The sequence below is a fragment of the Streptomyces yokosukanensis genome, assembly GCF_001514035.1.
In the GTDB taxonomy this organism is placed as follows: Bacteria; Actinomycetota; Actinomycetes; order Streptomycetales; family Streptomycetaceae; genus Streptomyces; species Streptomyces yokosukanensis.
Genome location: NZ_KQ948214.1, coordinates 51441 through 73090, shown reverse-complemented (window position 1 = coordinate 73090; position 21650 = coordinate 51441). Strand labels below are relative to the sequence as shown.

Annotated in this window: 15 protein-coding genes; 10 read left to right on the top strand and 5 right to left on the bottom strand. The window is 70.8% G+C overall.

Features of this window, described 5'->3' with window-relative positions; genetic code table 11:
• The first annotated feature begins 94 nt into the window (after positions 1-94).
• The 9 genes from AQI95_RS22540 to AQI95_RS22500 all read left to right on the top strand — a co-directional run bounded on the left by AQI95_RS22540 (position 95) and on the right by AQI95_RS22500 (position 14850).
• Positions 95-1447 (top strand): ABC transporter substrate-binding protein, encoded by a 1353-nt coding sequence (locus AQI95_RS22540; RefSeq protein WP_067126547.1) that lies wholly within the window; start codon positions 95-97, stop codon positions 1445-1447.
• Positions 1448-1452: 5 nt separating this feature from the next.
• On the top strand, positions 1453-2409 hold the full coding sequence (locus AQI95_RS22535; RefSeq protein ID WP_067126544.1) for a carbohydrate ABC transporter permease: 957 nt from the start codon (positions 1453-1455) through the stop codon (positions 2407-2409).
• Positions 2406-3281 carry a carbohydrate ABC transporter permease gene (locus AQI95_RS22530; protein ID WP_067126541.1) on the top strand — a complete coding sequence of 292 codons (876 nt, stop codon included), beginning with the start codon at positions 2406-2408 and terminating at the stop codon, positions 3279-3281. The genes AQI95_RS22535 and AQI95_RS22530 overlap by 4 nt, the downstream gene beginning before the upstream one ends.
• 34 nt (positions 3282-3315) lie before the next feature.
• Entirely contained in the window at positions 3316-4923 is a 1608-nt protein-coding gene (locus AQI95_RS22525) for a glycoside hydrolase family 13 protein (protein WP_067126538.1), read from the top strand.
• A 52-nt stretch (positions 4924-4975) separates the two neighbouring features.
• The gene (locus AQI95_RS22520; protein ID WP_067126534.1) at positions 4976-7153 is read left to right on the top strand and encodes a discoidin domain-containing protein; all 2178 of its coding nucleotides are present in this window, start codon (positions 4976-4978) and stop codon (positions 7151-7153) included.
• A gap of 213 nt (positions 7154-7366) precedes the next feature.
• Positions 7367-10114 (top strand): hypothetical protein, encoded by a 2748-nt coding sequence (locus AQI95_RS22515; protein ID WP_208614240.1) that lies wholly within the window; start codon positions 7367-7369, stop codon positions 10112-10114.
• A gap of 3 nt (positions 10115-10117) precedes the next feature.
• On the top strand, positions 10118-11686 hold the full coding sequence (locus AQI95_RS22510; protein WP_067126531.1) for a pre-toxin TG domain-containing protein: 1569 nt from the start codon (positions 10118-10120) through the stop codon (positions 11684-11686).
• 188 nt (positions 11687-11874) lie between these two features.
• On the top strand, positions 11875-13923 hold the full coding sequence (locus AQI95_RS22505; protein WP_067126528.1) for a phosphocholine-specific phospholipase C: 2049 nt from the start codon (positions 11875-11877) through the stop codon (positions 13921-13923).
• A 66-nt stretch (positions 13924-13989) separates the two neighbouring features.
• The gene (locus AQI95_RS22500; RefSeq protein WP_067126525.1) at positions 13990-14850 is read left to right on the top strand and encodes an LURP-one-related family protein; all 861 of its coding nucleotides are present in this window, start codon (positions 13990-13992) and stop codon (positions 14848-14850) included.
• Between the two features lie 93 nt (positions 14851-14943).
• Here AQI95_RS22500 and AQI95_RS22495 read toward each other — a convergent pair whose 3' ends face one another.
• On the bottom strand, positions 14944-15903 hold the full coding sequence (locus tag AQI95_RS22495) for a DMT family protein (protein ID WP_067126522.1): 960 nt from the start codon (positions 15901-15903) through the stop codon (positions 14944-14946).
• Positions 15900-16703, bottom strand: a complete 804-nt coding sequence (locus tag AQI95_RS22490; protein WP_067126519.1) for a phosphatase PAP2 family protein — start codon at positions 16701-16703, stop codon at positions 15900-15902. Before AQI95_RS22490 ends, AQI95_RS22495 begins: the two co-directional genes overlap by 4 nt.
• Positions 16704-16958: 255 nt before the next feature.
• Between AQI95_RS22490 and AQI95_RS22485 the strand changes: the two genes are divergently transcribed.
• Positions 16959-17573, top strand: coding sequence for a TetR/AcrR family transcriptional regulator (locus AQI95_RS22485; protein ID WP_067126516.1), 615 nt, complete (start codon positions 16959-16961; stop codon positions 17571-17573).
• Between the two features lie 183 nt (positions 17574-17756).
• Here the strand turns inward: AQI95_RS22485 and AQI95_RS22480 are convergent, their stop codons facing one another.
• The 3 genes from AQI95_RS22480 to AQI95_RS22470 form a co-directional block, all read right to left on the bottom strand.
• Complete coding sequence (locus AQI95_RS22480) at positions 17757-18854, bottom strand: DUF2510 domain-containing protein (RefSeq protein ID WP_067126514.1); 1098 nt, start codon at positions 18852-18854, stop codon at positions 17757-17759.
• A 160-nt stretch (positions 18855-19014) separates the two neighbouring features.
• On the bottom strand, positions 19015-20208 hold the full coding sequence (locus AQI95_RS22475; RefSeq protein WP_067126511.1) for an anhydro-N-acetylmuramic acid kinase: 1194 nt from the start codon (positions 20206-20208) through the stop codon (positions 19015-19017).
• 3 nt (positions 20209-20211) lie between these two features.
• Positions 20212-21501 carry an MFS transporter gene (locus tag AQI95_RS22470; RefSeq protein WP_067126508.1) on the bottom strand — a complete coding sequence of 430 codons (1290 nt, stop codon included), beginning with the start codon at positions 21499-21501 and terminating at the stop codon, positions 20212-20214.
• Positions 21502-21650 lie beyond the last annotated feature (149 nt).

Here is a 21650-nt window from a genome sequence, read left to right as displayed (position 1 = left end):
AGATTCTGCGCGACATCTTGCGTCATGATGTCGGCGGTGCTTGAGTGTGCGGCGCCCACCGCTCCTGCCATGAGTGCCATCAGGGGGTCCACCGATGACAAGCACCGGGTTCCGCCGTACCTTCGTCGCGATCGGCGTCTGTTCCTCGCTCGCCCTCGCCGCCACCGCGTGCGGCTCCGGCGGCGACGACTCGGCGAGCGGCAAGACACGCGTCACCGTCAACTGCGAGCCGCCCAAGAGCGCCAAGGTCGACCGAAAGTTCTTCGAGGAGGACATCGCCTCCTTCGAGAAGCAGAACCCGGACATCGACGTCGTCGCGCACGACGCCTTCCCCTGCCAGGATCCGAAGACCTTCGACGCCAAGCTCGCCGGCGGTCAGATGGAAGACGTCTTCTACACGTACTTCACCGACGCCAAGCACGTCGTGGACATCGGCCAGGCGGCCGATCTCACGCCGTACCTGAAGGAGCTGAAGTCGTACGACACCCTCCAGAAGCAGCTGCGGGACATCTACACCGTCGACGGAAAGGTCTACGGCATACCGCGCACCGGATACAGCATGGGGCTGATCTACAACCGCAAGCTCTTCCAGAAGGCCGGCCTCGACCCCGACAAACCCCCCACCACCTGGGACGAGGTCCGCGCCGACGCCAAGAAGATCGCCGCCCTCGGCAGCGGCACCGTCGGCTACGCCGACTACAGCGCCCAGAACCAGGGCGGCTGGCACTTCACCGCCGAGCTGTACTCGCAAGGCGGTGACGTCGTCGGCCCGGACGGCAAGAAGGCCACCATCGACACCCCCGAGGGCCGCGCCGTCCTGCAGAACCTGCACGACATGCGCTGGAGCGACGACTCGATGGGCAGCAAGCAGCTCCTCGTCATCAACGACGCGCAGCAGATGATGGGTTCGGGCAAGCTCGGCATGTACCTCGCCGCCCCCGACAACATCCCGATCCTGGTCAAGGAGAAGGGCGCGAACTACGACGACATCGCCATCGGCCCCATGCCCGGCGGCAGAGCGACGCTCATCGGCGGCGACGGCTACATGTTCAACAAGCACGACAGCCCCGCCCAGATCCGGGCCGGACTGAAATGGCTGGACCACATGTTCCTCACGCCCGGCAGCGGATTCCTCGGCGACTACGCCCGCGCCAAGAAGAACGACGCCCCGGTCGGACTGCCCGAGCCGCGCCTGTTCACCGGCGCCGCCGACGCCAAGGACCAACAGGTCAAGAAGGCCAACGCCAATGTCCCGGTGGACAACTACCAGGCCTTCCTCGACGGCAACCAGCAGCTGACGATGAAGATCGAACCGCCGGACGCCCAGCAGATCTACTCCGTCCTCGACGCGGTCGTCTCCGCCGTCCTCACCCAGAAGGACGCCGACATCGGCCGGCTCCTCGCGGACGCCTCCGCAAAGGTCGACAGCATCCTGGCCCGGAGCTGACCACGATGACGAAGACGGCCGAGCGGCGGCCGCTGACGAAGGCCGCCGTCCACCGGGTCCCGGCGCCGCCCCCGGTAGGGGGCCGGAGGCGGCGCCGCCTCGTCGACCAGGCCCGCGCCTACGCCTTCCTCCTCGGCGGCCTCGTCTGCTTCGCCCTGTTCTCCTGGTACCCGGCGATCCGCGCGGTCGTCATCGCCTTCCAGAAGTACACGCCAGGCTCCCCGCCCGAGTGGGTCGGCACCGCCAACTTCACCCGCGTCCTCCACGACCCCGAGTTCGGCGCCGCCTGGCGCAACACCCTCACCTTCACCCTGCTGGCCCTGCTCGTCGGCTTCGCGATCCCCTTCCTCCTCGCCCTCGTCCTCAACGAACTGCGCCACGCCAAGGCGTTCTTCCGCGTGGTCGTCTATCTGCCGGTGATGATCCCGCCGGTGGTCAGCGCCCTGCTGTGGAAATGGTTCTACGACCCCGGGGCCGGCCTCGCCAACGAGGCACTGCGCTTCCTGCACCTGCCCACCTCGAACTGGTCGAACGGCACCGACACCGCGCTGATCTCGCTGGTGATCGTGGCCACCTGGGCCAACATGGGCGGCACCGTCCTCATCTACCTCGCCGCCCTGCAGTCCATCCCGGGCGAGCTGTACGAGGCCGCCGAACTGGACGGCGCGAACCTGCTCCAGCGCATCCGGCACGTCACGGTCCCGCAGACGCGGTTCGTGATCCTGATGCTGATGCTCCTGCAGATCATCGCCACCATGCAGGTGTTCACCGAGCCGTTCGTCATCACCGGGGGCGGACCGGAGAACGCCACGGTGACGGTTCTCTACCTCATCTACAAGTACGCCTTCCTCTACAACGACTTCGGCGGCGCCTGCGCCCTCAGCGTCATGCTGCTGGTCCTGCTCGGCGTGTTCTCCGCCGTCTATCTGCGGCTCACCCACACCGAGGGGGACACCGCATGAGCACCCGCACCCTGATCTCCCCGGCCACCCTCGCCCGCCCGCGCGGCAAGGCGATCTACTGGACGGTGTTCACGGCCGTCGTCGTCCTCTTCGCGCTCGCCTTCCTCTTCCCGGTCTACTGGATGGTGACCGGCGCGATGAAGTCCCCGGACGAGGTGGCCCGGACCCCGCCGACACTCGTCCCGCACCACTGGCACCTCGGCGGCTACACCGACGCGTGGGACCTGATGCAGCTTCCGCAGCACCTGTGGAACACGGTGGTGCAGGCCGCCGGTGCCTGGGCGTTCCAGCTGGTGTTCTGCACGGCCGCCGCCTACGCCCTCTCCAAGCTGCGACCGGCCTTCGGCAAGGTGATCCTCGGCGGCATCCTGGCCACCCTGATGGTCCCGGCGCAGGCGCTCGTCGTACCGAAGTACCTGACCGCCGCCGATCTTCCGCTGATCCACACCAGCCTGCTCAACGACCCCCTCGGCATCTGGCTGCCGGCCGTCGCCAACGCCTTCAACCTCTACCTGCTCAAACGGTTCTTCGACCAGCTGCCCCGCGACGTCCTGGAGGCCGCCGAGATCGACGGCGCCGGCAAGCTGCGCATCCTGTGGTCGGTCGTACTGCCCATGTCCCGGCCGGTCCTCGGCGTGGTGTCGATCTTCGCGCTGGTCGCCGTCTGGCAGGACTTCCTGTGGCCGCTGATGGTCTTCTCGGACACCGACAAGCAGCCGATCAGCGTGGCCCTGGTCCAGCTGTCGCAGAACATCCAGCTCACCGTGCTCATCGCCGCGATGGTGATCGCCAGCATCCCGATGGTGGCGCTGTTCCTCGTCTTCCAGCGGCACATCATCGCCGGGATCGGCGCGGGCAGCACCAAGGGCTGACGCCGGCGCACCGCCTCACAGAAAGGGAAGCTCCGTGGGACAGCCCACCCCTGCCCCGAAGGACCGCGACTGGTGGCGCTCCGCCGTCATCTACCAGGTCTACGTCCGCAGCTTCGCGGACGGCGACGGCGACGGCACCGGCGACCTCGCGGGCGTCCGCGGGCGCCTGTCGTATCTCGCCGAACTCGGCGTGGACGCCCTGTGGTTCAGCCCCTGGTACCAGTCGCCGATGAAGGACGGCGGTTACGACGTCGCCGACTACCGTGCCATCGATCCGGCCTTCGGCACCCTCGCCGAGGCGGAGAAACTGATCGCCGAGGCGCGGGAACTGGGCATCCGCACCATTGTCGACATCGTGCCCAACCACGTCTCCGACCAGCACCCCTGGTTCCGGGCCGCGCTCGCCGCCGGGCCGGGCAGCCCGGAGCGCGAGCTGTTCCACTTCCGGCCCGGCCGCGGACCCGACGGCGAACTCCCGCCCAACGACTGGCCCTCTCAGTTCGTCGGCTCCACCGAACCGGTGTGGACACGTCTCGCCGACGGCGACTGGTACCTGCACCTGTTCACCCCCGAGCAGCCGGACCTCGACTGGACCCACCCGGCGGTCCGCCAGGAGCACGAGGACATTCTGCGCTTCTGGTTCGAGCGGGGCGTGGCCGGCGTACGGATCGACTCCGCGGCCCTGCTCGCCAAGGACCCGGCCCTGCCCGACCTCGCCGCGCACCCCGAGCCGCACCCGTTCGTCGACCGCGACGAACTCCACGACGTCTACCGCTCCTGGCGCACGGTCGCCGACGCCTACGACGGCGTCTTCGTCGGCGAGGTCTGGCTCCCCGACGCCGAGCGCTTCGCCCGCTATCTGCGCCCCGACGAACTCCACACCGCCTTCAACTTCTCGTTCCTGTCCTGCCCCTGGGACGCCGACCGGCTGCGCGCCTCCATCGACACCACGCTCGCCGAGCACGCCCCCGTCGGCGCCCCGGCCACCTGGGTGCTGTGCAACCACGACGTCACCCGCACGGTCACCCGCTACGGCCGCGAGGACACCGGTTTCGACTTCGCGGCCAAGGCCTTCGGCACGCCGACGGACCTCGCGCTCGGCACCCGGCGGGCCCGCGCCGCCGCCCTGCTGTCACTGGCCCTGCCTGGCGCGGTCTACCTCTACCAGGGCGAGGAACTGGGGCTGCCCGAGGCCGAGATACCGGTCGACCGCATCCAGGATCCGATGTACTTCCGCTCGCGCGGAGCCGACCCCGGCCGGGACGGCTGCCGGGTGCCGCTGCCCTGGGCCGCAGGGCTGCCGCACGCCGGATTCGGTTCGCAGCAGGAGCCCTGGCTGCCGCAGCCGGCCGACTGGACCTCGTACGCGGTCGACCGTCAGCAGGACGACCCGGACTCCATGCTCACCCTCTACCGCGAGGCCATCGCCGCTCGCCCCCTCTTCGGCTGCGGCCCGCTGACCTGGCTGCCCACCCCCGAAGGCGTCCTCGCCTTCGCCCGTGCCGAGGGCATGACCTGCGTGGTCAACCTCGGGTCCGCCCCCCTCCGGCTTCCCGAGCGCTCCCGACTCCTGCTCGCCAGCGGCCTCTTGGACGACAAGGGCCGGCTGCCGCAGGACACGGCGGCCTGGCTGCGGAGCTGAGCCGCCGACGCACCGCGCTATCCCCGCACCCCCACCCCGAAGGGATCAGCACATGCAGAGCACCACCGCCAGAAGTGTCAGGAGCATGCCAGTCATGGCGGCCGCTGTGGCCCTCGCCGCCGGCATGCTCGTCGCCGTCGCGCCCGCCGCCCACGCGGCCGCCGGGGCCAGCCTCCCCTTCACCTCGGTGGAGGCGGAGTCGGCGACCACCACCGGCACCAAGATCGGCCCTGACTACACCCAGGGCTCGCTCGCCTCCGAGGCCTCCGGGCGGCAGGCCGTGCGCCTCGCCTCCGGACAGCGCGTCGAGTTCACGGCGCCCCGGGCCGCCAACGCCGTGAACCTCGCCTACAGCGTCCCGGACGGCCAGTCCGGCACGCTGGACGTGTACGTGAACGGGGTCAAGCTCGCGCAGACCCTGACCGTGACCTCCAAGTACTCCTACATCGACACCGGCTGGATCCCCGGCGCCAAGCAGCACCACTTCTTCGACAACGCCCGCACGCTGCTGGGCCGGAACGTCCAGCCCGGCGACAAGGTCGCCTTCGAGTCGACCGGTACCCAGGTCACGGTCGACGTCGCCGACTTCGAGCAGGTGGCGGATGCCGCCACCCAGCCCGCCGGGTCGGTGTCCGTCGTGTCCAAGGGCGCCGACCCCACCGGCGGCGGCGACTCCACCCAGGCCTTCCGGGACGCCATCGCCGCGGCCCAGGGCGGCACGGTCTGGATCCCGCCCGGCGACTACCGCGTCACGTCCTCGCTGGGCGGCGTGCAGAACGTCACCCTCCAGGGCGCCGGCAGCTGGTACTCGGTCGTACACACCTTACGCTTCATCGACCAGTCCAGCTCTTCCGGGAACGTCCACATCAAGGACTTCGCGGTCATCGGCGAGGTCACCGAGCGCGTCGACTCCAACCCTGACAACTTCGTCAACGGCTCGCTCGGCCCGGGCTCGTCCGTCTCCGGCATGTGGATCCAGCACATGAAGTGCGGCATGTGGCTCATGGGCAACGATGACAACCTGGTCGTGGAGAACAACCGCATCCTCGACACCACCGCCGACGGCATCAATCTCAACGGCAGCGCCAAGGGCGTCGTCGTCCGCAACAACTTCCTGCGCAACCAGGGCGACGACTCCCTCGCCATGTGGTCGCTGTACTCCCCGGACGCGAACTCCAGCTTCGAGAACAACACCGTCTCGCAGCCCAACCTCGCCAACGGCATCGCGATCTACGGCGGCACGGACATCTCCGTGAAGAACAACCTGATCTCCGACACCAACGCCCTCGGCAGCGGTGTCGCGATCTCCAACCAGAAGTTCCTCGACCCCTTCTCCCCGCTCTCCGGCACCATCACGGTCGACGGCAACACCCTGGTGCGCACCGGCGCGCTCAACCCCAACTGGAACCATCCGATGGGCGCGCTGCGGGTCGACTCCTACGACAGCGCGATCAACGCGACCGTGAACATCACCGGCACCACGATCACCGACAGCCCGTACAGCGCCTTCGAGTTCGTCTCGGGCGGCGGGCAGGGGTACGCGGTGAAGAACGTCAACGTGACCGGCGCGACCGTGCAGAACACCGGTACGGTCGTCGTCCAGGCCGAGGCGCAGGGCGCGGCCATCTTCAAGAACGTCACCGCCACCCAGACCGGTGCCGCCGGTGTCTACAACTGCCCCTACCCGGCGAACTCCGGCTCCTTCACCCTCACCGACGGCGGCGGCAACTCCGGCTGGAACAGCACCTGGTCGGACTGCTCCAGCTGGCCCCAGCCCGGCCAGGGCAACCCCGACCCCGACCCGAACCGCAACCTGGCCAAGGGGCGGCCGGCCAGTGCGACCGGCTCCCAGGACGTCTACACGCCCGGCAAGGCGGTCGACGGGGACGCGGGCTCCTACTGGGAGTCGACCAACAACGCCTTCCCGCAGTCCTGGACGGTCGACCTCGGCGCGTCCTACGCCGTGCGCCGCCTGGTGCTGAAGCTGCCCCCGTCCTCGGCCTGGGGCGCCCGCACGCAGACCGTCACCGTGCTCGGCAGCACCGACGGCTCGAACTACTCCACCGTCGTCGGCGCCCAGGACTACCGCTTCGACCCCGCGGGCGGAAACACGGCCACCGTCTCCCTGCCGGGCACCACCGGCCTGCGCTACCTCCGCCTCACCGTCAGCGCCAACACGGGCTGGCCGGCGGGGCAGTTCAGTGAGGTCGAGGCGTATCTGACGTCCTGAACCGCCGCCGGTCGGGCCCCGGCCCGGCACGGTACGGCCGGGCCGGGGCCACAGTGCCGAAAGGCGACGGCTGGAATGCTCTGTACATATTTCGCGCCGCTCGCCGTAATGGGGGGTTTCTGTGAAACTTCGGGCGATCCTGTCGAGTTTGTCTCCATGGTGCGTCACGCTCAGTGAGCGGTGGATCGCTACCAGGGTTGCGTGGAGGCCGAGTTGAGTGAGTTGAACGCATCCGCCGCGGCTGTGCCGACGGTGCTGACGGGATCCTCCCGGGAGATCGCCAAGGCGACTCTGGTACAACTGCGGCTTCCGGTGCCGCCGACCGGGCAGGCGCTGGTCAAGTCGGCCTACGTCCGTCAGCTCCGACTCCGTCCGGACGAGGCCCACGCCGTCCGCGACCACCTCCGCCAGACCGCCGGCGCCCCCGGCGGAACTGCCGGAGGGGCCGCCGACGAAGACCCCGCGGACGTCTCCGGGGAGGTCTCCGACGAACTGATCGAGCTGCTCGCGCGGTACGAGCAGCAGGACCAGCCGGCACTCCTGCCGCCGCCCGGCGTCTTCGTCGACGTCGCGGTCCCGGCGCTGAAGGCGTTCGGGGACGCGCTGGTCGAGCTGCGCAGGCGGCGGGCCGAACAGCTGGCCGCCGAACGCGCCGGCTCCGGTGCCGAGGCGGCCTTCGGCGGCCCGCTGGGACTGGCGCAGCAGGACGTGCGGGACGCCCTGGTGGCGGTCCGGGGCCTGGAGGCCAACACGCGGGCGACACCGCTCGGCATGCTGAACCTGGAGCGCCTGGAGATGGCGCCGGCCGGGCTGGAGCGGGGCGAGCTGATCGCCACGATTCCCCTGGCCCCGCTGGAGGAGACGGCGGTCAGCCACAAGGAATGGTCGGTCCGCAGCAAGGAGTTCACCTCGATCGTGACCGACTCCCTGGAGACGGTCAGCGAGACCGGGGTGACGGACAACACCGAGCTGTCCCAGTCGACGTCGTCGCAGGCCCAGCACTCCAACCAGTTCAACGTCACCGCGACGGTCACCGGCGGCATTCCGGTGATCAACGGCTCGGCGCAGTCGGGCTTCTCCTCGCAGGACTCCACGTCGCAGTCCGCGACGGACAGCACCAAGCACGCCACGCAGCTGACCAAGAAGGCCTCCGCGCGCGCCAGGCAGGAACACAAGACCACCATCTCCACGACCACGGTCACCGGCAGCGAGGAGACCTCGACCCGGGTGCTGAAGAACCCCAGCCAGGTCTCGGCGATGCGGGTCGACTACTTCAGCCTGATGCGCAAGTGGCGGGTCCGGCTGTACCGGCACGGGCTGCGGCTCACCTACGACCTGGTGATCCCGGAGCCCGGGGCCGGCCTGCGCCGGATGCACAAGGAACTCGCCGACCTCAAGGGGCAGCTCGGCCCGTTCCAGTTCGGTCTGCCGCACTCGGAGATCACCGACGCGATCCTGCCGGGCGAGACCCAGCCGCACTACCGCGTACTGGCGGAGCGGTACGGGGCCGTGGTCCCCGACCCGCCGATTCCGCCGTCGGCCCCGCAGTTCAGCGTGGGCGCCCCCCAGCAGGAGGAGGGCTGGCACATCTTCACCCCGGACCCGCTGGAGGTCCCCGACGGCTACCGCATCAAGACGCTGAACCTGTGGTTCGCCACCACGAGCAAGACGGGCAGCGACAACAAGTTCAGCTTCAAGGTGCTGGGCACCCCGCTCTACATCAAGGAGCAGGACCAGGGCGAGTACGGTCCGATGGAGCTGACCTCCACCGCCTACGGCGCGTTCATGCTGCACGCGACCGGCAAGGTCTACATCTCCTTCGAGATGATCAACAACCGGAACACGACGATCAGGGTCGCCTCCGAGATCGAGCCGATCCCCACCCAGCCCGATCCGGACCCGACCCAGCCGGCGCACAGCGACCGCGTCCGGGACAAGTGGCAGTCGGACGTCTGGAACCTGCTGCGGGATGCGGCGCAGAGCCAGTACTACGAGCGCCAGCAGGACATCGCCACGAAGGCCGCGGCGCTGGAGGAGCAGATCGAGCAGGTCGACACGCTCACCCTCCGCCGCGAGGAGAGCGAGGAGATCATGAAGGGGGTGCTGCGCTTCCTCCTCGGGCCGGACTTCGCCTTCATGCCGCCGGATGTCGTCGACGCCTTCGTCAAGGCCCGGGTCGACCTGGAGCACGGCATCGGATTCGACGACAACGGCCTCGGCCTGGACGCCACGGCGTGGGCCACCGTGCGGGAGCACGAGGGCGTCGTCCGGTTCGTCAACCAGGCCATCGAGTGGGAGAACGTCGTCACGTTCCTCTACTCGTACTTCTGGGACGTGCCGCAGAGCTGGAACTTCATCCGCCGGCTCCGGCATCCCGACGCGGACCGGCAGGCCTTCCTGCGCTCCGGCAGCGCACGCGTGGTCCTGACGGTCCGCAAGGGCTGGGAGCAGGACTGGGTGACGTTCGCCGAGGGCGGCTTCAAGTCGCCGCCGACGACGCCGGATTCCCAGTACCTCACGATCGCGCGGGAGATCGCCGCCTACGACGACCGCAACTATCCGGGCATCCCGCCGGCGAACCCCGGCCGCAGCGCGGTCCGGCTGGAGGAGGCGGTCTACGCGACCTCCAGGGAGGTCCTGGGCAAGACCGCCAATCCGGTGACCATCAAGGTGGATTCGAGCCGGGACTTCCTCGTCGGCGCCCTGGTCGTCATCGACTCCGCCGACAAGGTCGACCCCGCCGACGGCAGGGTGGTCCAGGAAAGCCAGATCATCACCGCCGTCCCCGACCTCACCCACATCACGGTCGGCCGCCTGGACCGCGCCCACGACGGCTCGGTGACCCCGTTCGCCGTGCTCCAGCCCGGCACCAAGGGCGCGCTGATCGCCGAGTGGAACGAGTACACCCCGTCGTCGGGCACCGACATCGAGATCGGCTCCGATCTGGACGGCGGAGTCTGATCCGTGGCCGTCCAGGCCAAGCCGGAGGTTCGCTGGGGACTGGTCGCCGAGGCACTCACCTGCTACAAGCACGCGGTGCTGCTGGCGCGCGGCATCGACGCGGCGGAGCAGGCACAACTGGAGCAGGACCCGGGCAAGCTGCGGGAGCGGGAGTCCCGTGCCACGGTCCCGCGCGAGGACATGGAGGCCGCGTACCAGATCGCGACCGAGGTCAGGCGCCTGTTCGTGGAGTGGCAGGAGCGGTACTACACGGTTCCCTGGCCGGGCCTGGTGGAGCTGGGCGTCCGCGTCACCATGAACTCGGCGTCCGCAGCGACCAAGCACCTCGTCGAGGAGACCCGGCGGATCCTGGACGGGTCCCCGTCGGGCGCGGGGCAGGTCCGGAGCCTGTACGGAGCCTGGCCGCTGATCTGGGTCCAGTGGCTGTACGCGGCGTACGATCCGCTGCGGATCATCGAGGGCGAACTCCCACTGTCGGAAACGGCCATCGGCCAGGTCGGTGAACTGTTCAACGACGTCACCGACTTCGTGCTCACCATGATTCCGGCGGTCGGCGAATGGGTGCTGGCGTACGAGGCGGGTACCGGCCACCAGTTCGCGGGTGGCCGGAAGCTGTCCCCGGTCGAGCGGGTGCTGGCAGCCTTCGGCCTCGTACTCCCGGCCGCCATCGGCGCCCTGGTGAAGGAGGCCCCACGAGTCGGCGTCGTCCTGCGGAACTTCCGGGTCAACCTCGCGCGCAGCATTCCCGGATCCGCGGCCTCCCGGCTCGACCGCTTCACGGCCGACATGGTCATCGGTCTGCGGGCCCTCCCCAAGGAGTCGTTCGACAAGTTCCTGCGGATCATCCGGATCACCAAGGCGCTTTCGGCGGACCAGGAGAAGGCTGTCAACTTCTACCTCTCGCGCATCGACTACGCCTCGCGTCTGGCCCAGTGGATGAGGATCATCGAGAAGAAGTTCGGAACGGGCCTGACCGGCGTGCACGCGCTTGAGCGCCCGCCCAACCTCGTCGTCGGACCGCACGAGCAGGCGATGATGGAGGAGCTGAGCCGGCTCAGCAACAAGCCGGTCGTGTCGGTTCCGGAGATGCATCCACGGGACTACGACGACTTCGTACGAAAACTGGCCGCCGACCCGCAGACCAAGATGCCCCAGGTGAAGGGCGTCAAGTATGCCGACACCGTCTGGGGCTCCGAGTTCGCGGAGCTGTACCAGGTGCAGGAGGCCAAGGCCGGGGAGAACGTCCTGGACGCCATCAAGAAGCGGGGCAAGGGGAAGCAGGCCTCCACGCTCGTGGTGCAGAACGGCCCCGGCATGACCCACGACCTTCCCTCGCTGTTCGACAACCGGTTCTGGTGCAAGCCCGACTTCCAGTGGATCAACAAGATCGTCGTCATCGAGGCCAACGCCCTCAAGGTCATCGAGCGCCCGGTCCGCTACATCACCATGGACCCTCAGGTCTACGCCCTCACCCGCCTCCTGACCGGCAACCCCGCCCACCTCATCAAGACGGTCGAGGAAGTCGACCAGGCCGAGGAGGAGGCGAAGAAGCGCGCCGACGCCCAGCGCTGAGCGGCCCGCCCCGCCCCGCCCCGCACCGCACGGACCGACGAGTTTCACGCAGATGCCACCAGGCCCTTCCCTGACGTTTGTTGCTCTTGGAACACTCGCTCCGCGCAGATTCCGTCATTTGCACGACAGTGCGACGCACAACAGCACGACGGCATCACGTACGTACGGACGAGAGGACCCTCACACCCATGCCCGAAGTCAACCGGCGCCGCTTCCTCCAACTCGCTGGTGCCACGACGGCGTTCACCGCGCTGTCCAGCAGCATCCAGCGCGCCGCAGCCCTGCCCGCGCACCATCGCACCGGGACGGTCCAGGACGTCGAGCACATCGTCGTCCTCATGCAGGAGAACCGATCCTTCGACCACTACTTCGGCACGCTCCGCGGCGTCCGAGGCTTCGGCGACCCCCGGTCCGTCTCGCAGAACGGCAAGTCCGTCTGGAATCAGTCCGACGGAACGAAGGACATCCTGCCCTTCCACCCCGACGCCGACGACCTGGGTCTCGCCTTCATCCAGGACCTGCCGCACGGCTGGAACGACACGCACCAGGCCTTCAACGGCGGCAAGTACGACAAGTGGGTACCTGCCAAGGGCACCACGACCATGGCGCACCTGACCCGCGAGGACATCCCGTTCCACTACGCGCTCGCCGACACCTTCACCCTCTGCGACGCCTACCACTGCTCGTTCATGGGCTCGACCGACCCGAACCGCTACTACATGTGGACCGGGTACGTCGGCAATGACGGCAAGGGCGGCGGCCCGGTCCTCGGCAACGACGAGAAGGGCTACGGCTGGACGACCTACCCCGAGCGCCTGGAGCAGGCCGGGGTCTCCTGGAAGATATACCAGGACATAGGCGACGGCCTCGACGCGAACGGCTCCTGGGGCTGGATCAACGACGCCTACCGCGGCAACTACGGCGACAACTCGCTGCTCTACTTCAACCAGTACCGCGACGCCAAGCCCGGTGACCCGCTGTACGACAAGGCCCGCACCGGCACCGACGCCAAGAAGGGCGAGGGCTTCTTCGACCAGCTGAAGGCCGACGTCAAGGCCGGCAAGCTGCCCCAGGTCTCCTGGGTCGTCGCCCCCGAGGCCTTCACCGAGCACCCCAACTGGCCCGCCAACTACGGCGCCTGGTACGTCTCCCAGGTCCTGGACGCGCTCACCGGCAACCCCGAGGTGTGGAGCAAGACCGCGCTGTTCATCACCTACGACGAGAACGACGGCTTCTTCGACCACGTCGTCCCGCCCTTCCCGCCGGCCTCCGGCGCCCAGGGCAAGTCGACCGTGGACGCCTCGCTCGACCTGTTCAAGGGCGACATCGGCCATGTCGCCGGCGCCTACGGCCTCGGCCAGCGGGTGCCGATGCTCGTCGTCTCCCCGTGGAGCAAGGGCGGCTTCGTCTGCTCCGAGACCCTCGACCACACCTCGATCATCCGGTTCATGGAACGCCGCTTCGGTGTGCACGAGCCGAACATCTCGCCCTGGCGCCGCGCCGTCACCGGCGATCTGACCAGCGCCTTCGACTTCTCCCGCAAGGACACCAAGCCGGTCGCGCTGCCGTCCACGGCCGCCTACGAGCCGCCGGACCGGGGCCGCCACCCCGACTATGTGCCCAAGCCGCCCGCCACCCCCTCCCTGCCCAAGCAGGAGCGCGGCCACCGCCCCACCCGCCCGCTGAAGTACGCCCCGGTGGTGGACGGTTCCGCGGACACCGCGGCCGGCACCTTCACGCTCTCGTTCGCCTCGGGGGCGCACGCGGGCGCCGCCTTCCTGGTGACCTCCGGCAACCGCACCGACGGCCCCTGGACGTACACCACGGAGGCCGGCAAGTCCCTCTCCGACACCTGGAACTCGGTCTGGTCCGGCGGCACCCACGACCTCACCGTGCACGGCCCCAACGGCTTCCTGCGCGCCTTCAAGGGCAAGGGCAAGGCGGCCGGCCCGGAGGCGACCGCCCGGCACGTCGGCGACCACCTGGAACTCACCTTCACCAACAAGGCTTCCGGCACCATGAAGCTGAAGGTGACGAACGGCTACGGCGGCCACCCGGCCACCGTGAGCGTGCGGCCCGGCGCGACCGTCCGGCACACCGTCGACCTCACCGCGAGCAAGCGCTGGTACGACGTGACGGTCACCTGCGACGCCGACCCGGCCTTCCTGCGCGGCTTCGCCGGTCACGTCGAGAACGGGCACCCGGGCGTCAGCGACCCGGCGATCGCCGGGGAGTGAAGGAGCGATGAACACCGCTCCGTGCGGACTGGTCAGGTACCGGTCACAGCAGGGTAGTGTGCCCCGGTGACCACGCAATCAAACACTCCCGCAGGCTGGTACCCGGATCCGCACGGAGCGCCGCAGACGCTCCGCTACTGGGACGGTGCGCAGTGGACCGAGCACACCAACCCGGGCCAGGCGCCCGGCGGTCAGGTGCCGCAGCAGCAGGCCGCACCCCAGCAGGCCGCTCCCCAGTACGGCGCCCCGCAGCAGCCGACCGCCGACCCCAAGGTGCAGCGCCAGGTGCAGCAGCAGGCCGGGGTCGCGGCCGGCGGCCCCGGCGGCGGCACCGTCTTCACCGAGCCCGTCCTGGTCGTGAACCAGAAGGCCAAGCTGATCGAGCTGACCAACGAGTACAAGGTCATGGACCAGCACGGTCGCGAGATCGGCGCGGTGACCGAGGTCGGCCAGGGCGTGCTGCGGAAGATCTTCCGCTTCGTCTCCAACTGGGACCAGTTCCTGACCCACAAGCTGGAGATCCGTGACGCCTACGGCCAGCCCCAGCTGCTGCTGACCCGGCCCGCGAAGATCTTCAAGTCCCGGGTCGTCGTGACGCGCCCGGACGGCTCGCAGGTCGGCGAGATCGTCCAGCAGAACATGATCGGCAAGATCAACTTCGCGATGAACGCGAACGGCCAGCAGGTCGGCGCGATCAAGGCGGAGAACTGGCGGGCCTGGAACTTCGCGATCGTCGACCACGCGGACAACGAGGTCGCCCGGATCACGAAGACCTGGGAGGGCCTCGCCAAGACCCTCTTCACGACCGCGGACAACTACGTCCTGCAGATCCACTACCAGCTGCCCGAGCCCCTGCTGAGCCTCGTGGTGGCGACGGCCCTGACCGTCGACACCGCCCTCAAGCAGGACTCGCGGGGCTGGAACTGAGCCGGCCCCGACGGGGGAGTACACGGCACGACGAGCACGGCGACGGCGGCCGGTGCGCGCGCACAGCGAGCGCACCGGCCGCCGTCGTGTGTCTCAGTGCGAGGTGAGGTGCCCCGGCTGTCCCGGCTGGCGTGGCACCAGTGCCGGTTCGGCGGTCGCCGTACCCGGTTCCAGGGCCAGTACCGCGGCCACCGGGTGGTCCTCGTCCGCGTCCGCCGGTTCGGGTGCGGCCTGCGGCGCGACCCGGGTGAGCAGGACCACTCCCCAGGCGGCCAGGCCCGCCCCGGCGAGGGCGAGCAGGACGCCGGTGGGGCCGCCCTGCAGCCCCTGGCCGAGCAGGGTGAGGCCGATCACCGCGGCGGCCACCGGGTTGGCGAGGGTGACCATGGCCAGCGGGGCGCCGAGGCCGCCTCGGTAGGCGGTCTGGGACAGCAGCAGCCCGCCGACGGCGAACGCGGCGACGAGCACGGCGACCACGACCACCTCGGTGCTCAGCAGTGGACCCGTGCGGTCGGTCGCCGCCACGGTCACCGTCTGGGTCAGCGCCGAGGCGACACCGGAGGCGAATCCGGACGCCGTCGCGTGCCGCAGGCCGGGCCGGGCGCCGGGCCAGGAGAGCATGCCGATCGCGGCCGCCGTCGTACCGGCGACCGCCAGCGCCTCGGTCAGCGACAGCATCCGTGCGGGTGCCGGACCGGAGGCGGTGACGAGCAGCGCGGCGAGCCCGAGCAGCGTCAGCGCCGTGCCGCGCCACTCCACCGTGCTGACCCGGCGGCCGGCCGCCCGCGCGCCGAGCGGTACGGCGGCCACCAGGGTGAGCGCGCCCAGCGGCTGGACGAGGGTGAGCGGGCCGTACTTGAGGGCGGCGACGTGCAGCAGGGCGGCGCCCGCGTTCAGGCCGACGGCCGACCACCAGGCTCCGGTGCCGAGCAGACGCAGCAGGCCGGTGCCGGTGGTGCGGGAGGCGAGGCGTTCCTGGGCGACGGCGGCCAGGGCGTAGGCGACCGCCGAGACGAGGGAGAGGGCGACGGCGGTCACCCCGGCGGCGCTCATCGGCCCGCCCCCGCGAGCACGCCCTCGCGGGGGGCGAGCCGGCCGGTGCCGCGCCCCGCCGTGGTGGCGGTCCGGCGCGGCGGGTGGATCACGGCCAGGGTGATGCCGAGCATGGCCGTGGCGACGATCGCGTCGAGCCAGTAGTGGTTCGCCGTGCCCACGATCACCAGCAGGGTGATCAGCGGGTGCAGCAGCCACAGCCAGCGCCACCGGGACCGGGTGGCGACGACGAGGCCGATCGCCACCATCAGCGCCCAGCCGAAGTGCAGCGAGGGCATCGCCGCGAACTGGTTGGACAGGTGGTCGCTGGACGGCGGGCCGTACACCGACGGGCCGTAGATCCTCGCGGTGTCCTCCAGGCCGGTCCCGGCCAGCATCCGCGGCGGTGCCAGCGGGAACGTGAACGGCAGCACGAGCGCGGCCGTGGTGACGACCGCGAGGACCCTGCGCGCCCATATGTAGTGCGCGGGACGCCTGAGGTACAGCCAGACCAGGAAGGCGAGCGTCGCCGGGAAGTGGACGGTGGCGTAGTAGGTGTTCGCGAGGTGGATCAGGGTGTCGCCGTGCAGCAGTGCGGACTGCACGGCGTTCTCGTGGGGGAGATGCAGCGCCCGCTCCAGGTCCCACACGCGGCGGGCGTTGTGGAAGGCGTTCCCGGTGTGGCCCGTGGCCAGCTGGCGGCCGAGCTTGTAGACGAGGAAGAGCCCCGCGACGAGTAGGAACTCGCGCAGGAGCGGCGGGCGCGCTATCGCGTCCGGCGGCTCCGCTTCTGCCTCTGCAGGCTCGGTTCGGGCGTTCATCCCCCGGCCCCCTCGCTGACGGTGGTGCGTGTGGTGGTGCGTGTGCGGTGCGGATGAGCCCCGGTCCTGGGGCCGGGACTCATCGATACGTCTTCGTACCGATACGCCAGTGTACCGATACGACGGAGTACCGGTACACTGGCGTATCGATTGATGTGCGACACACTGGAGACAGGGTCGACGAACCCGCTACAGCGACGCTTTAGCGGGACGTGAGCCACTGACCCGACGGGCACGAGCGAGGGGAAGCACCGCATGACGTCGCAGGCCGCGGACGAACCGGAGACGGTCGCCGCCTCGCGCCGCTCCAAGATCACGCCCGAGCGTGAGCGGGAGTTCTTCGACGCCGTGCTGGAGCAGATCCGCGAATGCGGCTACGAGTCGGTCACCATGGAGGGCGTCGCCGCCAGCACCCGGTGCAGCAAGTCCACGCTCTACCGGCAGTGGCGGACCAAGCCGCAGTTCGTCGCGGCCGCGCTGCGCGCCAGCCGCCGGGTGCGCTTCGCCGGCATCGACACCGGATCCCTCGCCGAGGACCTGCGCCAGGCCGCGCGGGCCGCCGGCGACTGGTCGGGCAAGGACACCAAGCTGCTGCAGGCGCTGGGGCACGCGTGGACGGCCGACAAGGAGCTGGCCGAGGCGCTGCGTGAGGCGCTGGTGAATCCGGAGATCGCCGCGCTGCAGGACATGCTGGCGCGGGGCGTGGCCCGGGGCGAGGTCCGGGCGGACCATCCGGCGCTGGAGTACATCCCCGCGATGATGTTCGGCGTGCTGCGCATCCGGCCGGTGCTCAGCGGTCAGTACGCCGACGCCGACTACCTCGCCCGGTTCGTGGAGGCCACCGTGCTGCCCGCGCTCGGGCTGACATGAGAGCCGGCACAAGACCCAGGCCGCCGTTCACGGGATGACTGAACGGCGACCTGCCGGCGCCGCACCGTGGGGACGGGAGCGGCGCGCACCCCGGCCGGGTGGGGCTCCTCTTGAGCGGAGGGGAGCCCCACCCGGCCGCAGCATGCCGGGGCCGCGGGACGCGCGTCGTGCCGGGGACTCCGGTCAGACGTCCTGGCCGTTCCCACCGCCGGAGGAGACCTTGATCCCCTTCAGGATCTGGTCGACGACCGACGTCTGCTGCCCGACGTCGATGCCGAAGCGCACCACCACGATCCGCTTGGCGTCGTCCGGGGAAGGGAAGGCGACCGACTCGACATAGCCGTCGGCTCCCTTGCTGGTGACCGCCTTCCAGCGCACCATGTACCCCTTCTGGCCGGCCACCGTCACCGCCCCGGAGCCCAGCACCTGGTGCGAGCTGATGCTGCCGTACGTGCTGCCGCCGTAGGACTCCTTCGCATTGGCCGCGATGTCCGCCTTGGCGACCTCCTCGGCCGTGGTGCCGTGGGTGCCGAGCGCCTCGGCCGGAGCCGAGTAGGCGCCCCCCGAGGTGCAGGTCTGCGCGGAGTTGCCGGGGCACTTGTAGGAGTCGTCGGAGGTCACCTGCGCGCCGACGCTGATCGTCTGCCCGGTCCAGCCCTTCGGCACCGGCAGGCTGATGCCGCTGACCGGGTCGGGTACCGTGCCGCCGCCCTGGATCTTGGGCGCCTGCGACTGGTCCGGCGACGGCGAGGCCCCACCGGACCCGCCCGGCCCGCCGAAACCGCCCGAGCCCCCGGAGCCGCCCGAATCCCCCGGCCCTGCGGACCCCCCTGAACCGCCGGGGCCGCCGAAGCCGCCGTCCGGTCCGCCGTTCTGTCCGCCGGTTGCCCCCTGCCGGGACGCGGCCCGGTCGCCGTCGCTGCCGCCGTCGCCCTTGGCGAGGGCGTACACACCGACCCCGATGCAGGCCAGGACCGCGGCCGCCACCGTGACGGCGATGCCGTTGCGCAGCCCGCGCCGGGACCCGGTCTGCGGCGGGGCGGGGTAGCCCGGATACGCCGGATACCCGGGCTGCGCGCCGTACGCGGTGGGCGCGCCCAGGTGCGGCTGCTGCGGGCCGCCGGTCGTCGGCGGCTGCGCCGGGGCACCCCACGGGGCGGCCGTCCCGGCGGGGCGGGTCCGGTCCGTCCACGCCTTGCCGTCCCACCAGCGCTCGGTGGGAGGAGCGTCGTTCGTCTGCCCGGGGTCGGGGTACCACCCGGGGGGAGTCACCTGCGTCATGCCCCCACCGTATGAGGCGACGGTGAAAGGGGGATGAGAGGATCCGCCGCCAATCCGTCGGAACGGACATTTCGGTGCCGGGAATTCCCGTCGGCACCCGTCGGCACCCGACGGCGACCGGGCGCCCTCGCACACCGGTGCACCGGACCACCCCCGAGTCCTACCCCTCCACCACCATCCGCGCCGGGGCGCACGCCCCGGCCGGTGGCAGTCGGAATCCATCCCTCCCCGGTGTCAGCGACCCCAGCACGCTCGGGTGCCGGGCGCCCGTGCTGCGCGGATCGGTGCCCGGCAGACCGTGCACGGTCAGGAAACCGAGCACCGCGAAGGCGTACGCCTCCTTCGCGGCGGCGGGCAGCCCCAGCGCGTCCGAGACGCGCACCGGGACGGGTGCGAGCCGCTCCCGGAGCATCCCGGTCAGCACCGGGTTCCGCACGCCCCCGCCGGACGCGATCACCTCGGTGGCGCCCACGGACCGCACCGCGTCCGCGATCGTCCGGGCCGTCAGCTGGGCGAGCGTCGCCAGCGCGTCCTCGGGACGGATGCCGTCGAACAGCCCGGCCGTGCGCAGATACCCGGCGTGGAAGACCTCCTTGCCGGTCGTCTTCGGCGGCGCCAGCGCGTAGTACGGGTCCGCGAGCAGCCGGTCCAGCAGCCGCCGCACCGGCCGCCCGCGCCCGGCCAGCGCGCCGTCCACGTCGTACGCCGCGCGTCCGCCGCTGAACTCCCGGACCGCGGCGTCCAGCAGCGCACAGCCCGGCCCGGTGTCGAACGCCGTCCCGTCCGGCGCGGTCACATTGGCGACACCGCCGATGTTCAGGGCCACCACCCGGCCCGGTCTGCCGCGCAGCCACAGCAGGTCGACCAGGCTGACCAGCGGCGCGCCCTGGCCGCCGGCCGCGACGTCGCGGGCCCGGAAGTCGGCGACCACCGGCAGCCCGCTCGCCTCCGCGATCCATGCCGGCCGGCCCAGCTGCAGCGTGCCGTGCACCCGGTTGCCCTCCGCCCAGTGGTAGACGGTCTGCCCGTGCGAGGCCACCAACTCGGCCTGTCCGCCACAGAGTTCACGGTCCGCCCGGACGGCCGCCGCCGCGAACGCCCGCCCGATGCCGGTGTCCAGCCGGCACACCTCGGCGAGCGAAGCGAGCGGAGGGCACCCCTGGCCGGAGGCCGGGGCCGGGGCGGCGGCCGGCGACAGCGCGCGGGTCAGCGCCGCACGCAGACCGTCGTCGTAAGGGGTGCTCACCATCCCCAGGGGGCGCAGCAGCAGCGTGTCGCCGTCGAGCCGGAGCACGGCTGCCGCGGCGTCGACCGCGTCGTACGACGTCCCCGACATCAGTCCGATCACCCGCACCGCTCAACCCACCTCCGTCCGGGGTCGTTTCAGCAGGGCCAGGGCGCTGACCGCACAGGCCGCCGCCGCGTAGTACGCGGGGATGTCGGGATCGCCGGTGCGGCGTACCGCCTCCGTGATGATCAGGCCCGCGCAGCCGGAGAACACCGCGTTCGCCAGGGCGTAGGCGAGGCCGAGGCCGGTCCAGCGCACCCGGGTCGGGAACGTCTCGGCCAGCAGCGCGGGCCCCGGCCCCGCCATCAGGCCCACGACCGCCCCCGCGCCGACGAGAGCCGCCCCCTTCGCGACGCCCGAAGCGCCCTGGTCCTGCAGCAGATCGAGGACGGGGACGGCGGTCACCGTCACCAGCACGGCGCCCGCGAGCAGCACCGGTCGTCGGCCGACCCGGTCGCTGAGCAGCCCCGCCGGCAGGATCGCCGCCGCGAAACCGGCGTTGGCCAAGGCCGCCGAGAGCAACGCCTGCCGGACGTCCGCGTGCAGCGTGACCTGCAGGTACGACGGCAGCACCACGAGGAAGGTGTAGCCGGCCGCCGCCCAGCCCGTCACCCGCGCCGCCGCGAGCAGCAGCACCCCGGGGCCGAGCCGCACCGTCCGCGCCTCCGGGGCCCGTCCGTGGGCCAGGAAGGACGGCGTCTCCGTCAGCCCCGACCGCAGCCACAGCGCGACCAGGCCGAGCGGCAACGCCAGCAGGAACGGCAACCGCCATCCCCAGGAGGCCAGTTGGGCGTCGGAGAGCAGGGTGGCCGTCGCCGCCGCCACGCCCACCCCGAGGAGCAGTCCCAGCGCCACCGTGAACGACTGCCACGCCCCGTACAGACCCCGCCGCCCCGGCGGTGCGAACTCGGTCAGCACCGCCACCGCCCCACCGAACTCCCCACCTGCCGAAAGTCCCTGAATCACCCTCAGGAACGTCAGCAGCCACGGCGCGAGCGCACCCGCCGTGGCGTACGTCGGCAGCGCCCCGATGAGCGTCGTCGTCCCCGTCATCAGGGCCACCACCGCGAGCAGCACCGGCCGCCGCCCCCACCGGTCGCCCAGCCTGCCGAACAGCACCGCGCCGAGCGGCCGGAAGAAGAAGGCCAGCGCGAACGCGGCGTACGCCCGCACCAGCGCCTCGGCGGAGCCGCCGCCCGCCGGCGCGAAGAACCGTTCGGCCAGCACCGTGGCCAGGAAGCCGTAGACCGCGAACTCGTACCACTCGACGAGGTTGCCCACCGCCCCCGCCGCCACCGCGCGCACCGTCGGCGCACGCGTGCGCGCACGGGCGTCCGAAACAGGTGTCGTGCCAGCCATGGTTGACGCTCCGTCCGCTGCTGACCGGCTGCTCCGTCCGGGTGCGCGTCGCCTGCCCGCACCCACTTTCACCCACCGGGGCAACAGCTGCCCCGACCGGCCACCACACATCCCACCGGACGGCTACGCTCGTGGTCTGTACGTCATTC